Below are 13,069 nucleotides of genomic sequence, written 5' to 3'. Positions count from 1 at the left end.
ACTCGAGGGCATCCATGGACCGCTTCCAGGAAATGCAGATCTTCGCCACGGTGGCTCAGGAGCAGGGCTTCTCGGCAGCGGCGCGACGCCTTGGCTTGTCCGCCGCCAGTGTCACTCGCGCGGTTGCAGCGCTGGAGCAGCGTATCGGCACGCAGTTGCTGATCCGTACCACACGCAGTGTGCATCTGAGCGAAGCGGGTCAGCGTTATCTGGAAGACTGTCGGAGAATTCTCGCCGAAGTGCAGGAAGCCGAGGATTCGGCGGCCGGCAGTCACGCCCAGCCCCGTGGGCAATTGACGGTGACTGCGCCGGTTTTGTTCGGTGAGTTGTTTGTCACGCCACTGATGACCAGTTATCTGACGCAATACCCGGACGTTTCGATCAATGCGCTGTTGGTTGATCGAGTGGTAAGCATGGTCGAGGAGGGCATCGATGTCGCGGTGCGCATCGGTGAGTTGCCGGACAGCAATCAGCACGCGATCCGGGTTGGCGAAGTGCGGCGGGTGATCTGTGCGTCGCCGGCTTATCTGGCCCGGTACGGCCGCCCCGAGCATCCACAGGCGCTGGCCGGCGCGCCGGTGGTGGCGACCTCGGCCATCGGCCAGTTGCGCAGTTGGCCGTTTGTGGATCAGGGCGAAGCGATCAGCGTGCGGCCAGAACCGAGGCTGGTGGTCACCGCCAACCAGGCGGCGATTACTGCGGCTTGCCTGGGCTTGGGGCTGACCCGGGTGTTGTCTTATCAGGTCGCCGGCAAGGTGGCCTGCGGTGAGCTGGAAATTGTCCTCGCCGACTTCGAACTGCCGCCGCTGCCGATCCATGTGGTGTATCAAGGCGGGCGCAAGGCTCCGGCGCGGGTACGCAGTTTTGTCGACCATGCAGTGAAAGCCTTGCGAGAGCACCCGGCGCTGCAGAACGCAGCGTTATTTCATCCAGTGAAATAATCGATTGCGATTGCTGGTGATTCTGTTGCTTTGAAGATGGGTGGAAGATGGCCTCCATCGGCGCTGCCATCCCGAACGGCGCCACCTCCAGCGGAGTCGACCATGCAAGCGATCAAACTCTACAACTTCCCGCGTTCCGGCCACGCCCATCGGGTGGAGCTGATGTTGTCCCTGCTGCAACTGCCGACCGAACTGATCCTGGTCGATCTGGCCAAGGGTGAGCACAAGCAGGCGCCGTATCTGGCGATCAACAGCTTCGGCCAGGTGCCGGCGATCGATGATGGCGGTGTAGTGCTGGCCGACTCCAACGCGATTCTGGTGTACCTGGCGCTCAAGTATGGCAATGGTCGCTGGCTGCCGACCGATCCGCTGGGCGCTGCAAGGGTTCAGCGCTGGCTGTCGGCCGCAGCAGGGCCGATTGCTTTCGGACCTGCTGCTGCCCGATTGGTGACGGTGTTTGGCGCACAGTTGAATGCTGAAGAAGCGATTACCCGTGCGCACAACCTGCTCAAAGTGATGGACGTGGAACTGGGCAAGACCCCGTACCTGGCCGGCAGCGAGCCGACCATCGCCGACGTGTCCGCCTACAGCTACATCGCCCATGCGCCGGAAGGCAACGTGTCGCTGGACGACTACACCAACGTGCGTGCCTGGCTGGCGCGGGTTGAAGCCTTGCCCGGTTTTGTCGGCATGCCACGCACGGTCGCTGGTCTGCAAAAGACTGCCTGAGGTTCAGCCCTGATCTGATCGAGTTATCCACAATGCGCCGGCGGCGCGGGGAGAGGCGTGATGGAACGTTCACCGTGGCACGCTGGCGAGCAACAACTGCAGGCCCATGTCGGCGTTGCCGAGCGCATGGAGGCCTTTGGCCGAAAAGTGATTCGCGACTGGATGCCGGATCAACACCGCGCCTTTTATGAGCAATTGCCGTTCATGCTGTACGGCGCGGTCGATGGTGACGGGCGTCCATGGGCCAGTGTGCTCGAGGGCGCGCCAGGGTTTGCTCATTCGCCTGATCCCGGGCATCTGCATTTCGCCAGCCAACCCGCTGCTGATGATCCAGCGCAATTGCGCAATGGCGAACCGATCGGGTTGCTCGGCATTGAATTGCATACCCGCCGCCGCAATCGCCTCAACGGTCATGTCGCCAATCTCACCGAGCAGGATTTCGAGGTGAGCGTGGATCAGGCTTTCGGCAACTGTCCGCAATACATCCAGCTACGCCAGTTTCAGCGCGTACCGCTGACCGATCCGCAGACGCGGCCAGCGCAGCACGGCAACGGTCTTGATGACGCGGCCCGGGCGATGATCGAAAGCGCCGACACCTTCTTTGTCGCCAGTTACGTCGATACCGACGGACAACGTGCGGTGGATGTTTCCCATCGCGGCGGGCAGGCCGGATTTGTCCGGGTCGAAGGTCATCGCCTGACCATCCCGGATTTTGCCGGCAATCTGCACTTCAACACGCTCGGCAATCTGCTGCTCAATCCCAAGGCTGGCCTGCTGTTCATCGACTTTTCCACAGGCGATGTGCTGCAACTGAGCGGGCGGACCGAGATCATCCTTGAAGGGCCGCAGATTGAAGCGTTCCAGGGCGCCGAGCGTCTGTGGACATTCGAGGTAGAGAAACTCGTGCGGCGTCCGGCGGCACTGGCCCTGCGCTGGCGCTTCGACGGCATGTCGCCCACCAGCCTGCTGACCGGCACCTGGGCCCAGGCTGATGCACGTCTGCAGGCCAAGGCTCTCGGTGACCGCTGGCGGCCGCTGCGGGTAACCCGTATCGAAAGGGAGAGCCAGCACATCCGCTCGATCTATCTGCAACCGGACGACGGTGCAGGGATGCCAGTGTTTCAGGCCGGCCAGCATCTGCCGCTGCGCTTCATTCTGGGTGGAGAAACGCATATCCGCACCTACAGCCTGTCGAGTGCGCCATCGGATGATTTCCTGCGCATCAGTGTGAAACGCGAGGGCCTGGTTTCAGGCCACTTGCACCAGCAGGTCCGGGTCGGCGATGTCCTTGAGGCACGGGCGCCACAGGGGCACTTCACAGTGGCGCCGCTGGAACACCGGCCGCTGGTGCTGCTGGCGGCGGGGGTTGGTATCACGCCGTTGCTGTCGATGCTGCGTGAGGTGGTGTACCAAGGTCTGCGCACCCGGCGGATTCGGCCGACGTGGTTGCTGCAGAGTTCGCGCAGCCTGGCCGATCAACCGTTTCGCCAGGAACTTGATCGCTTGCTGGACAGTGCTGGCGACGCGGTTCGGGTGATTCGCCTGCTCAGCCAGCCGGAAGCCGATGTGCATGAAGGCGTGGATTTCGACCGCCGTGGGCGTGTCGACGGGGCACTGCTGCGCGATCTGCTGGAGGTCGAGGATTACGACCAGATCGATTTTGCCGTCTGTGGCCCCGGCGCTTTCACCCAAAGTGTCTACGACGGACTGCGGGAGTTGGACATTCGCGACGCACGGATTCACGCCGAAACCTTCGGCCCTTCAACGCTCAAGCGCCAGCCAGACCCGGATGCGGTGGTCATCGAGCAGCCACCGGCCGCGATCACGTCAGTGCCGGTGATGTTCGAACGTTCTGCCAAGGAGGCGCGCTGGCAGCCGGACGGCGGCAGTCTGCTGGAGCTCGCAGAAAGCCGTGGCTTGCGCCCCGAGTTCAGTTGCCGGGGAGGTTCGTGCGGCACCTGCAAGACACGCCTGGTCAGTGGCGCGGTGAATTATCCACAGCCCCCGGCGGACATGCCGGAAGCGGGGCAGGTGCTGATTTGCTGCGCGGTGCCGGCGCAGAGCGAACAATTGCTGGTGCTGGATCTGTAACGCAACTCCCCCTGTAGGAGCTGCCGCAGGCTGCGATCTTTTGATACTGGGTTTTTACAATCAAAAGATCGCAGCCTGCGGCAGCTCCTACAGAGGATTGATGTGTTGTGGTGGATCAGGCGTAAGACAGGTCTTTCTCTTCCAGCAGCTCCTGATACAACGCGGTCCACTTGCGGCCCATCTCGTCGGCGGTGAACAACTGCCGGTAACGCGCCTCGGCCTTGACGCCCATGGCCGCCGCGCGTTCGGGGTTTTCCCAGAGGGTACGCATCGCCTCGCGAAACGCCTGTGGATGACTCGGTGGCACCACCAACCCGGTTTCGTTGTGGATATTGATGTAGCTGGTGCCGGTGCCGATCTCGCTGGAGATCATCGGCTTGCCGTACATCGCGCCTTCGAGCAGCGAAATGCCAAACGCTTCGGAGCGCAGATGCGAGGGGAACACGATGGCGTAGCTCAGTTGCAGCAGGGCAACTTTGTCTTCATCGCCCAGACGCCCGAGGAAGTGGATATTACGCAGGCCCAGCGCGGCGGCCTGGGCATGCAGTTCCAGTTCCAGCGGCCCGGCACCGACGATGACCACCGGATAATCCACGTCCTTCAAAGCATCGAGCAGGATGTGCAGACCCTTGTAATAACGCATGACCCCGACGAACAGGAAAAACTTATCCCCAAGCTGCTGGCGCCAGCGATTCATCCGTTCGCTGGCGGCCTGTGGATAACCGGCCTTGTTCAGACCGTACGGAATCACCCGGGTCTTGTTCTGAAACTGCTGCAGCACGTCGCTGGTGTGCAGGTAGTTCGGCGAGGCCGCGACAATCCGGTCGGCGCTGGCCAGGAAGCGGTTCATCAGCGGGCGGTAGAGTTTGAGCAGATGCTTCTGGCGAATGATGTCCGAGTGATAGGTCACCACGCTCGGTTTGTTCAGGCCGCTGGCAAAGTGCACCAGGTCCATGAACGGCCACGGAAAGTGATAGTTGACCACATCGGCTTCGGCGGCCAGCTCGCGAAACTGTTTGAACACGCTCCAGGAAAACCCGGTGGAGGCGAACTGGATGTCGAGTCTGGCGCGATGCACCTCGTGTGAGCCGAGTTGCATCACAGGAGGGGTCGGGTCGGCGCTGAGGGTCAGCACCTGACCGTCGATGCCGTGATGCGCGCCGCTTTCGCAGAGCTGGAAGATCACTTGTTCGATGCCGCCGACCGAATCTGGCAGGTACGTCTTGAAAAAATGAAGAACTCGCATTCAGCCTCCCATGGCCTGGCGGTAGGCACCGGCGGTGGCCTGTGCGCAACGTTCCCAGGAAAATAGCCGCGTCCGGTGCAATCCGGCTTCTCGGCAGGCCTGCCAATGCGCTTGATCGTCGATCAGGCGGATCAGCGCATCACGCAAGCACTGTGCATCATCAGGTTCAATGTAGTTGCCCGCCGCGCCGGCGACTTCCGGCATGGCTGAAGAACGGGTGAGAATCACCGGAGTGCCACTGGCCATGGCTTCCAGTACCGGCAATCCGAAGCCTTCGTACCGCGACGGAAACACCAGTGCCCGGGCGCCGGCCAGCAGTTGTGCGACCTGTTCATCCGGCAGATAGCCGAGCAGGCACACATGCCCCGACGCGAGGGCCTGACGCAGTTCATCGCTGAACTGGGCCTGTTGCCAACCGGCCATGCCGACGATCAGCAGCGGAAAACGCTGGCGCACGGCCTCCGGCAGCAGGGCATGGGCGCGCAATGCCAGGCTGAGGTTTTTGCGCGGCTCCAGAGTACCGACACACAGGAAATATTCGCGCGGGGCAACGGCATGTGCCTTGAGCACCGCTTCGATAGCGTCGGGTTGCCGTGGGTGGAAGCGCTCGGCCACACCCAGTGGCGCCACCACGAAACGCTCGGCCGGCAGACCAAAATAAGCCTGCGCCTCGTCGGCAATCGCCTGCGAGTCGGTGATGATCCGTTGCGCCTGTTGCACGCCAGCCGCCAGACGCCGTTCGATTTCCTTGAGGCGCGCCAAGGGCTGGGTCTCAGGGAAATGCAGATGGGTCAGGTCGTGCAGGGTGATCACGGTCGGGCCATCGAAGGCCAGCGGCCACAGGCTCGGCTCGTGATACAGGTCGATGCCTTGCGTGCGGCCCTGATCGAAACGTTTCTGCTCCAGCCAGCGCCGCGCTTGATAGGCCCCGGGGATCTGCCGCAGCAGTGGCGTCAAGCGCGAGTAGCCGGGCATGGCCGCTTCCGGCAGGGCCGAGCTCCAGCCCCAGCCGTGAAACAACGCCACCTCGACTTCAGTGCTGGCGCGCAGGGCGCGGACCAGTTCGGCGACGTAATGGCCGATGCCAGTGCGTGGCGCCTGAAGAATCCGCGCGTTAAGAGCAATGCGCATGCTGGCCTTCGGATGCGGGCAGTGGATGGTTCAGGTTGCGCTCGATGCGCTGCACCAGTTGTGCGCTTGCTTCGCGCCAGCTCAGCCAGCGCCATTGGTCGAGGCTCAGAGGTGCCGGAAACTCACCCGAGCGCTCCATCCCGAGCACCAGGTCGGTAAGGCTCTGCGGATTGTGCAGATCGAAATACGCCATGTAATCGCCGCCGATTTCGCGGAACACCGGGATGTCGCTGGCCATCGCCGGCAGCCCGCGTTGCATGGCTTCCACCAGAGGCAGGCCGAACCCTTCGACATGCGACGGGAATACCAGCGCGGTGGCGTGGGAGTAGGCGTGCTCAAGGCTTTTGTCCGAGAGCGAGTTGAACATGAACAGGCGACGGTTCAGTTGTGGGTGCTGGCGAATCCGCTCGATCAGGGCTTCGCACTTCCAGCCGATTTTCCCGGCGATGCACAAGCGCGCTGTGGAGCCAGCCGCCCAGGCACGTTCGAACGCATCGAGCAGGTAGGCGTGGTTCTTGCGCGGCTCGATGGTGCTGACCATCAGGAACACCGGCTCCGGGGTCTTGAACAGGTTCAGCAGGTTGCGATCGACCTCGGCTGCGGCGTCGGTCAGATCCAGTTCGGAACCCAGGTGGAAGTAGTCGAACCAGCGCTGCTGGACCTGTTGCGTGCCGATCCGGCGCAACATCTCCTGGCGCACCTGATCACGAATGGTGGTCGAGATCGCGACATAGCCATCGGCCGTGCGTGCAATCCAGTCGAACCAGTCATTGAACACCTTGACCAGACCCGCGTCGCAAAACTGCGGATGGGTCAGCGGGATCAGGTCGTAGATCACCGAAACGATACCCACGCCATCGCGTTTGAGTTGTTCGGCCAAGGGGAAAAAGTTGGCGTGCCAGGAGGAATCGAGCAACACCAGTTGATCGCCGGCCCGATGTTGCAGCGGCACGCAACGTTCCGGAATCGGTTTGCCCTTGAGCAGGCGCCCGAGTACGCGCATCGGCAGGCTGAAACAGGCAAACGCCGTGAGCCGGCAGAGCACATACAACACCCGCCGGGCGAAATGCGACTGGCTGAAAGGCCGGCGTCGTTCCAGAGCGCGATGGCGCAACCAGAAGCTGTTGGCCCACTGTTCCAGCTTCACCCGCAGGCTGGTCAGATTGATTCTCGGGGTTTTGATCGGCGCCAGGCTTTTCACCTCATACAGGGCACCGTCGAGCATCACCACCGGGATGCATTCGCGCTCGGCATTGGCTTCTGGCAACTGTTGAATAACGTTGCGCACCACGCGTTGAATGCCCGAATTGGCGGACGGGTGTTCGAAAACGTAGGTGCACTCCATCAACAGTCGTGTCATCGCGAGATCTCCCTGTCTGGCTGCGGCGTTGGGTGTTCGCTGGAGCGGCTGATCTCGGTCCGGGCTTGCAGCCACGAGCAACCGACAAAGTCTTCCTGACGGTTGTTGATGACGTGGAAGACCAGACCGTAATCGCGCCATTCGAAATTGCGATCCAGATGCGAATCCAGACGCGACAGGCTCAGCGCCACCGAATAGCTGCCCTTGCCCAGGCGCATGTCGAAGGCGAAGCGGAACGTCACCTGTTCTCCGGCGCTCAGGTCGCTGATTGCCTGGTCCTGACGATGGGTATTGATGCCGTAGATCGCCTGGCCGAGGCGATCCTTGATCAGAAAGCCCAACACCAGACGCTCGATGTCCTCGCGCACCTCGGTCTGCACTTCCAGCACCACTGGCTGGCCGACTTCCGCCACTTCCAGGCTGCGCCCTTGAGCGTCGAGCAGGCGCACGCTGACGATCCCCGCTTCACCGGTCCCGGAAATGGTCTGCACCTGGCCGTTGGCGAGCATTTCCTGGCGCACGATCTGCCCTTCGCGCTGGGCGAGCATGGCGTTGTAGTAATCCATGACCTCTTCGGGTTTGCCGCGCATGGCCAGGCGGCCGTTCTCCAGCAGGATCGCGGTGTCGCAGATCGACTGAATCGCCGAACGGTCGTGGGACACGATCAACAGCGTGGTGCCAGCCTTGCGAAAGTTGCGGATGCGCTCAAAGCTTTTGTGCTGGAAGTAGGCATCGCCCACCGACAGCGCTTCATCGACGATCAGGATGTCCGGACGGCGCGCGGTGGCGACACTGAAGGCCAGGCGCATCTGCATGCCGCTGGAATACGTGCGCACCGGGTGATCGATGGCTTCGCCGATTTCGGCAAAGCTTTCGATCTGCGGCATCAAGGCTTCGATCTCTTCGACCTGCATGCCCAGTAACTGGCCGGCCATGAACGCGTTCTGACGCCCGGTGAAATCCGGGTGGAAACCCATGCCCAGCTCCAGCAGCGCGGCCACGCGACCTTGCAGTTGAATCTGCCCGCAGCTGGGTTGCGTGGTGCCGGTGATCATCTTCAGCAGCGTACTTTTGCCCGCGCCATTGACCCCGACGATGCCGACGGCTTCGCCGGGCTGAATCTCGAAATCGATGTCCTGCAGGATCCAGTGCAAGTGGTGCCGCGTGCCGGAAAACGGCACCAGCCACTCGAACAACCGGCTCCAGCGATTGGGGTATTGCTTGTAGGCCTTGCCCAGGCCACTGACGCGTATATGTCCCATCAGAGTTCATCCACCATTTCGCCGACACGTTGCCGGAACAGGCGCAGGGCCATGGCGCAGAACAGCAGGCCGAGGATCAGCAACGGCAGCAGCGATGACCAGTTTGGCCACTGGTTGTAGAGGAACACGTTCTGGTAACTGGTCATCAACGCCGTCATCGGGTTGAGGCTGATCAGGTGCTGGATGCCCGGCGGCAGGATCGACAGTGGGTAAACGATGGGGGTCAGCCAGAACCAGAATTGCAGGCAGATGCCGAACATCTGTCCGACATCGCGGAAGAATACGTTGAGGATGCCGAGGATCATCCCCAGCCCGGCGGCGAAGATCACCTGCACCAGCAACAGTGGAATCAGCGCCAGCAAGGCCATGCCGGGCAGGCGCCCGCTGATCAGCAGAAAACCGAAGAACAGCGCGAGAATGATCGCGAAGTTGATCCCGGCGTTGAGCAGCGCAATCACCGGCAGGCAGATCCGCGGGAAGCTGATTTTCTTCAGCAGGTTGGCGTTTTCCAGAAACATGCTCTGGCTGCGCGAGGTGATTTCCGCGAACAGTCCCCAGGTCAGCAGGCCCGCGCACAGGTACACACTGTAGGCCAGGCCGTCATCCACACCCGGCAGGCGCGCGCGCATGATCTGGGAAAAGATCACCGTGTACACGACGATCATCGACAACGGGTTGAGCACGGTCCACAGCGCGCCGAACAGCGAATTGCGATAACGCGCCTGAAACTCCCGCTTGACGCTGCCGAGGATGAATCCGCGGTAGCTGCGCAGCGAGCGATACAGGGAAAGCAGCATCAAACCGTCCTGCCGTATTGGTCTTCGAAGCGCACGATATCGTCTTCACCCAGGTATTCGCCGCTTTGCACCTCGATGATCACCAGGTCGATCACGCCGGGGTTTTCCAGGCGATGGCGGTGCCCGGCGGCAATGAACGTTGATTCGTTCTTTGCCACCAAATGCGTGCCGGTACCGTTGTTGGTGACCTTGGCCATGCCTTCGACCACCACCCAGTGTTCGTTGCGGTGATGGTGCATTTGCAGCGACAGCTTGCCGCCGGGCTTGACCACGATGCGCTTGATCTTGAAGCGCGGGCCTTCCTCGAGCACGGTGTAGGTGCCCCACGGACGGCTGACCGTGCGATGCAGGCGGTAGGCTTCGTGGGACTTGTCCTTGAGCTGCTTGGCGACGCGCCGCACATCCTGGGCACGGTCGGCATGGGCCACCAGCACGGCATCGGCGGTGTCGACGATGATCAGGTTATCCACACCCACGGCAGCCACCAGCCGGCCTTCGCTCTGCACGAAGTTGTTGTGACTGTCGATGAACACCGCTTCGCCGCTGGCGCGATTGTTGTCGGCATCGGCCGGTACCAGTGCTGCCACGGCGCCCCATGAACCAATGTCGCTCCAGTCGAAACCGGCGGGCACCACCACGACTTTGTCCGAGCGTTCCATCAACGCGTAATCGATGGAGATGTCGGTGATCTCAGCGAACAGCGCTGCTGACAGTTCCTGTTGCAGACAGCCGACGGTTTCCACCGGGGCGCTGGCCTCCATGCAGGCGCGGGTCTGCTCCAGCAACTCCGGCGCGTGCAATTGCAACTCGTTGATCAGGGTCGCGGTGGTGAAGCAGAACATGCCCGAGTTCCACAGGAAGTTGCCGCTTTCCAAATAATGCGTGGCGGTTTGCAGGTCAGGCTTTTCCACGAAACGCTGCACTTTTGCCGCGCCTTTGGCATCCAGTGGCGCGCCGGTTTCGATGTAGCCGAAGCCGGTTTCCGGGGCGGTCGGCAGCACGCCGAAGGTCACCAGATAACCGTCCTTCGCCAGGTTGACCGCGTGTTCGACGGCGCTTTTGAGGGCTTGCTGATTAACGATCAAATGGTCGGCGGGCATCACCACCATGATCGCGTCGTCACCGTGCAACGCTTGCAGTGACAAGGCCGCCGCAGCGATCGCCGGGGCGGTGTTGCGCCCGGTCGGCTCCAGCAGGAAATGTCCGCGATGGCGCGACACGTGGGCGGCGCAATAGTGATCTTTGCTCTGGAAGTAGTATTCGCGGTTGGTCACCGTAACGATGTCGCCCCAGCCGTCCAGCAATGCGGCGGCACGCTGATAGGTCTTGCCCAGCAGCGACTGGCCGTCGGGCAGGGTCATGAACGGCTTGGGATGGCCCTCGCGGGACACCGGCCACAGACGAGTGCCGGCGCCGCCGGACAGAATCACGGGGATCAGCATGGCCTACTCCTTGGCGACGCGTTTCATGTCCGCATCCATCATCATGCGGATCAGGGTGTCGAGGTCGGTTTTCGGTTTCCAGCCCAGCACGCGCTGCGCCTTGGCCGGGTTGCCAAGCAGCACTTCGACTTCGGCGGGGCGGAAGAACGCCGGGTCGATCTTCACGTAATCGCGGTAGTTCAAACCGACGTGATCGAAAGCGATGCGGCACATCTCGCGCACGGTGGTGGTGATGCCGGTGGCGACCACGAAATCGTCAGGTTTGTCCTGCTGCAGCATCAGCCACATGGCTTCGACGTAGTCACCGGCAAAACCCCAGTCGCGTTTGGCGTCGATGTTGCCCAGGGCCAGTTCCTGCTGCTTGCCCTGTTTGATGCGGGCAGCGGCGTCGGTCACCTTGCGGGTGACGAATTCAATGCCGCGCAGCGGCGATTCATGGTTGAACAGGATGCCGCTGCTGGCGTGCAGGTCGAAACTTTCACGGTAGTTGACGGTGATCCAGTGGCCGTAGAGTTTGGCGACACCATAGGGGCTGCGCGGGTAGAACGGCGTGTTCTCGTCCTGCTGCTCAGCCTGGATCAGGCCGAACATTTCGCTGGTCGAGGCCTGATAGAAACGGGTGTGCGGGCTGAACTGGCGGATCGCCTCGAGCAGGTGGGTCACGCCCAGGCCATCGACGATACCGGTGGTCACCGGCTGATTCCAGGACGCGGCGACAAAGCTTTGCGCGGCCAGGTTGTAGACTTCGTCCGGCGCCGACTTGATCACCGCGCGTTGCACCGAGCAGGCATCGGCCATGTCACCGTCAAGGTAGACGATGTCGCCTTCGACGCCCATCTCGCGCAGGCGCCAGCGTGAATCGCTGCTGCGCCGTGCGACCAGACCGTGAACCTTGTAGCCCTTGTCGAGCAGCAGTCTGGCCAGATAAGCGCCGTCCTGGCCGGTGATCCCTGTGATCAGTGCACTTTTCATTCTTGTCGTACTCGCTGCTCCCAGTCGGACAGGATCGCCCGCAGGGATTGTTGTGTTGTAATTTTCGGCGCCCATCCCGTGACTTGGGCAAGCCTTGCATGACTGCCGCAAACGCGACGCTGATCCGCGCGGCGCATGCGCGCCGGATCCTGGACCAGTTGCAGGTCGACCTCGGCAAGGTCGGCCATTTGCTCGATCAAACTGCGGATGCTTTGCTCGCGTCCCGAGCAGATGTTGTAGACCTGCCCCGGCGTGCCTTTTTCCAGCAAGGCGAAATACGCCGCGATCACATCGCCGACATCGAGGAAATCGCGCGTGACGTCAATGTCACCGACTTCCAGTTGCGCGACTTGCAGGCCTTGTTTGATGCGGTTGATCTGGCGTGCAGCACTGGCGATGACAAAGTTGTCTTTCTGCCCGCTGCCGATGTGATTGAACGGCCGCGCCACCAGCACCGACCAGCCTTCGCTCAGGCCCCATTGCAGGCAGAGGAATTCCGCCGACAGTTTGCTCACGGCGTAGGGATTGCGCGGGCAGGGCGGTTGCAGTTCGGTAATGGGTAGGGCGCTCTCGTCGACTTGTCCATAGACGTCGCCGGAGCTGACATACAGGAAAGTCCCCTGAAATCCGCGCGCCTTGAGGGCCTGCAACAGATTGAGGGTACCGAGCAGATTGATTTCGAGCGTTCGGCCCGGGTCACGGAAAGCTTCGGGAACGAAGGTCTGACCGGCCAGGTGAATCACCGCGTCGGGCAATTGTGGCCACAGATCGGTGAGGCTGGTCGCAGCCGTGAGATCGTAGGGCGCCGCCGCAGACAGCAGTTCCCACGTCGAGCCAGGCTGTTCCAGATGCGACTGGAGATGTTGTCCCACGAACCCACTGAGGCCCGTGATGAACAGACGTTTTTTCAAACACTGACCCCTTGGTCTTTAACATTCGCCACTTTCCCATAGGCTTTGGGGGAGGAGTCGTCAGGCCGGATAAAAAAGTCTGACAGGACAATCGGCGAAGTCATTGTTGTAGTTATTTGTTACCAATCTGTGCCAAATGCTCGGCAATTTCAACACCGCAAACCGTGACCGGTCAGTTCTCGTCAGC

Annotated in this window: 11 protein-coding genes; 3 read left to right on the top strand and 8 right to left on the bottom strand. The window is 61.8% G+C overall.

Annotation, left to right across the window (positions count from 1 at the left end; genetic code table 11):
- The first annotated feature begins 14 nt into the window (after positions 1-14).
- The 3 genes from ACYZUM_RS26485 to ACYZUM_RS26475 all read left to right on the top strand — a co-directional run bounded on the left by ACYZUM_RS26485 (position 15) and on the right by ACYZUM_RS26475 (position 3,761).
- The gene (locus ACYZUM_RS26485) at positions 15-941 is read left to right on the top strand and encodes a LysR family transcriptional regulator (RefSeq protein WP_108184286.1); all 927 of its coding nucleotides are present in this window, start codon (positions 15-17) and stop codon (positions 939-941) included.
- A 102-nt stretch (positions 942-1,043) separates the two neighbouring features.
- Positions 1,044-1,670: a glutathione S-transferase family protein gene (locus ACYZUM_RS26480; protein WP_041073785.1), complete on the top strand. Its 627-nt coding sequence runs from the start codon at positions 1,044-1,046 to the stop codon at positions 1,668-1,670.
- 60 nt (positions 1,671-1,730) lie between these two features.
- Entirely contained in the window at positions 1,731-3,761 is a 2,031-nt protein-coding gene (locus tag ACYZUM_RS26475) for a pyridoxamine 5'-phosphate oxidase family protein (protein ID WP_108184285.1), read from the top strand.
- Between the two features lie 115 nt (positions 3,762-3,876).
- On the opposite strand, the gene ACYZUM_RS26470 is transcribed toward ACYZUM_RS26475, so the two are convergent.
- From ACYZUM_RS26470 to ACYZUM_RS26435, 8 genes are read right to left on the bottom strand one after another with little or no spacing between them, the layout of a single operon-like run.
- Positions 3,877-5,007: a glycosyltransferase family 4 protein gene (locus ACYZUM_RS26470; protein WP_108184284.1), complete on the bottom strand. Its 1,131-nt coding sequence runs from the start codon at positions 5,005-5,007 to the stop codon at positions 3,877-3,879.
- Positions 5,008-6,138: a glycosyltransferase family 4 protein gene (locus ACYZUM_RS26465; RefSeq protein ID WP_108184283.1), complete on the bottom strand. Its 1,131-nt coding sequence runs from the start codon at positions 6,136-6,138 to the stop codon at positions 5,008-5,010.
- Positions 6,122-7,498, bottom strand: a complete 1,377-nt coding sequence (locus tag ACYZUM_RS26460; RefSeq protein WP_086792543.1) for a glycosyltransferase family 4 protein — start codon at positions 7,496-7,498, stop codon at positions 6,122-6,124. Before ACYZUM_RS26460 ends, ACYZUM_RS26465 begins: the two co-directional genes overlap by 17 nt.
- Positions 7,495-8,760: an ABC transporter ATP-binding protein gene (locus ACYZUM_RS26455; RefSeq protein ID WP_041073794.1), complete on the bottom strand. Its 1,266-nt coding sequence runs from the start codon at positions 8,758-8,760 to the stop codon at positions 7,495-7,497. Before ACYZUM_RS26455 ends, ACYZUM_RS26460 begins: the two co-directional genes overlap by 4 nt.
- A complete protein-coding gene (locus ACYZUM_RS26450; protein ID WP_041073796.1) occupies positions 8,760-9,557 on the bottom strand; it encodes an ABC transporter permease in 798 nt (265 codons plus the stop codon). The genes ACYZUM_RS26455 and ACYZUM_RS26450 overlap by 1 nt, the downstream gene beginning before the upstream one ends.
- Positions 9,557-10,999, bottom strand: a complete 1,443-nt coding sequence (locus ACYZUM_RS26445) for a mannose-1-phosphate guanylyltransferase/mannose-6-phosphate isomerase (RefSeq protein WP_108184282.1) — start codon at positions 10,997-10,999, stop codon at positions 9,557-9,559. Before ACYZUM_RS26445 ends, ACYZUM_RS26450 begins: the two co-directional genes overlap by 1 nt.
- Positions 11,000-11,002: 3 nt before the next feature.
- Positions 11,003-11,971 (bottom strand): GDP-mannose 4,6-dehydratase, encoded by a 969-nt coding sequence (gene gmd, locus ACYZUM_RS26440; protein WP_047297367.1) that lies wholly within the window; start codon positions 11,969-11,971, stop codon positions 11,003-11,005.
- Positions 11,968-12,882: a GDP-mannose 4,6-dehydratase gene (locus ACYZUM_RS26435; protein ID WP_108184281.1), complete on the bottom strand. Its 915-nt coding sequence runs from the start codon at positions 12,880-12,882 to the stop codon at positions 11,968-11,970. Before ACYZUM_RS26435 ends, gmd begins: the two co-directional genes overlap by 4 nt.
- Positions 12,883-13,069: the final 187 nt, after the last annotated feature.

The sequence above is a fragment of the Pseudomonas sp. m6p genome (genome assembly GCF_055760375.1).
The sequence above is the reverse complement of the archived record's forward strand: the minus strand, read 5'-3'. Positions and strand labels throughout refer to the sequence as shown.

Bases quoted from the DNA above. Each gene is read 5' to 3' on its own strand.
- ACYZUM_RS26470 (WP_108184284.1), bottom strand. From the start codon at position 5,007: ATGCGAGTTCTTCATTTTTTCAAGACGTACCTGCCAGATTCGGTCGGC.
- ACYZUM_RS26485 (WP_108184286.1), top strand. From the start codon at position 15: ATGGACCGCTTCCAGGAAATGCAGATCTTCGCCACGGTGGCTCAGGAG.
- ACYZUM_RS26455 (WP_041073794.1), bottom strand. From the start codon at position 8,760: ATGGGACATATACGCGTCAGTGGCCTGGGCAAGGCCTACAAGCAATAC.
- ACYZUM_RS26445 (WP_108184282.1), bottom strand. From the start codon at position 10,999: ATGCTGATCCCCGTGATTCTGTCCGGCGGCGCCGGCACTCGTCTGTGG.
- ACYZUM_RS26460 (WP_086792543.1), bottom strand. From the start codon at position 7,498: ATGACACGACTGTTGATGGAGTGCACCTACGTTTTCGAACACCCGTCC.
- gmd (WP_047297367.1), bottom strand. From the start codon at position 11,971: ATGAAAAGTGCACTGATCACAGGGATCACCGGCCAGGACGGCGCTTAT.
- ACYZUM_RS26480 (WP_041073785.1), top strand. From the start codon at position 1,044: ATGCAAGCGATCAAACTCTACAACTTCCCGCGTTCCGGCCACGCCCAT.
- ACYZUM_RS26450 (WP_041073796.1), bottom strand. From the start codon at position 9,557: ATGCTGCTTTCCCTGTATCGCTCGCTGCGCAGCTACCGCGGATTCATC.
- ACYZUM_RS26465 (WP_108184283.1), bottom strand. From the start codon at position 6,138: ATGCGCATTGCTCTTAACGCGCGGATTCTTCAGGCGCCACGCACTGGC.
- ACYZUM_RS26475 (WP_108184285.1), top strand. From the start codon at position 1,731: ATGGAACGTTCACCGTGGCACGCTGGCGAGCAACAACTGCAGGCCCAT.